Source organism: Blautia schinkii, from assembly GCF_013304825.1.
GTDB classification, from domain to species: Bacteria; Bacillota; Clostridia; order Lachnospirales; family Lachnospiraceae; genus Blautia_A; species Blautia_A schinkii_B.
This window is the reverse complement of record NZ_JAAWUO010000040.1, coordinates 1-1,418: the sequence shown is the minus strand read 5'-3', so window position 1 is coordinate 1,418 and position 1,418 is coordinate 1. Positions and strand designations below refer to the sequence as shown.

Here is a 1,418-nt window from a genome sequence, read left to right as displayed (position 1 = left end):
CGGATTCCTTAGTTTCGGTGGCGCGTTTCAGCCCCGGACATTTTCGGCGCAGGACCTCTCGACCAGTGAGCTATTACGCACTCTTTGAATGTATGGCTGCTTCTGAGCCAACATCCTGGTTGTCTTCGAAATCCCACATCCTTTTCCACTTAACGCGCACTTTGGGACCTTAACTGTAGGTCTGGGCTCTTTCCCTTTTGACCGCCCAACTTATCTCGTGCAGTCTGACTCCCGGTGATATCTACACGGCATTCGGAGTTTGATATTCTTCGGTAGGCTTTGACGCCCCCTAGGAAATTCAGTGCTCTACCTCCGCAAGACTCACACCGAGGCTAGCCCTAAAGCTATTTCGAGGAGAACCAGCTATCTCCGGGTTCGATTGGAATTTCTCCCCTATCCACACCTCATCCCCACCCTTTTCAACGGATGTGGGTTCGGTCCTCCACTACCTCTTACGGCAGCTTCAACCTGGACATGGATAGATCACCCGGTTTCGGGTCTACTCCTACTGACTCTGGCCCTCTTAAGACTTGGTTTCCCTACGGCTCCACACCTGAAGTGCTTAACCTTGCCAGTAAGCGTAACTCGCCGGACCGTTCTACAAAAAGTACGCGGTTGTGCATATAAAGCACTTCCACAGCTTGTAGACACAGGGTTTCAGGTTCTCTTTCACTCCCCTCCCGGGGTCCTTTTCACCTTTCCTTCACAGTACTATGCGCTATCGGTCACTAAGTAGTATTTAGCCTTAGGGGGTGGTCCCCCTTACTTCCCACAAGGTTCCTCGTGTCTCGTGGTACTCCGGATCCTGCTCAGTCAGCTTGGCTTTCACGTACGGGGCTTTCACCCTCTGTGGCCGGCTTTCCCAAAACCGTTCTGTTAACTTCGCTGAATCTTAAATGCAGTCCATGACCCCGGCATGCACGCACACCGGTTTAGGCTCCTCCGCGTTCGCTCGCCGCTACTTACGGAATCGATGTTTCTTTCTTTTCCTCCGGGTACTTAGATGTTTCAGTTCCCCGGGTTCCCTTCCATACGTTATGGATTGGCGTATGGATGCATGAGGTCTTCTCATGCGGGTTTCCCCATTCAGAAATCTCCGGATCACGGGATATTTGCTCCTCCCCGAAGCTTTTCGCAGCTTATCACGTCTTTCATCGGCTCTTAGTGCCAAGGCATCCGCCCTGTGCCCTTATTGCTTGACCTTTCGCTTCATCACCCTAGCGTAGGTGATGCGGTCTCTTGATTCTCTGTCTTCCGATACTCTCGTATCTTCCGACATGTGTTTGATTACTCTGTTCATAACAGATAAATCGATGTCTTCCTATCTTTGCGTTTGCATTAATTTCTTAATACTTTGCGTTTAAGGATATTTGATTAACTTAATCAAATTTCATGTATGCAGTTTTCAAGGTACAATG

1 rRNA gene is annotated in these 1,418 nt (G+C 49.8%); it reads right to left on the bottom strand.

Annotated features, from left to right (window positions below):
• A 23S ribosomal RNA gene (locus tag HFM85_RS15950) occupies window positions 1–1,202 on the bottom strand; the annotation flags it as partial.
• Window positions 1,203–1,418: the final 216 nt, after the last annotated feature.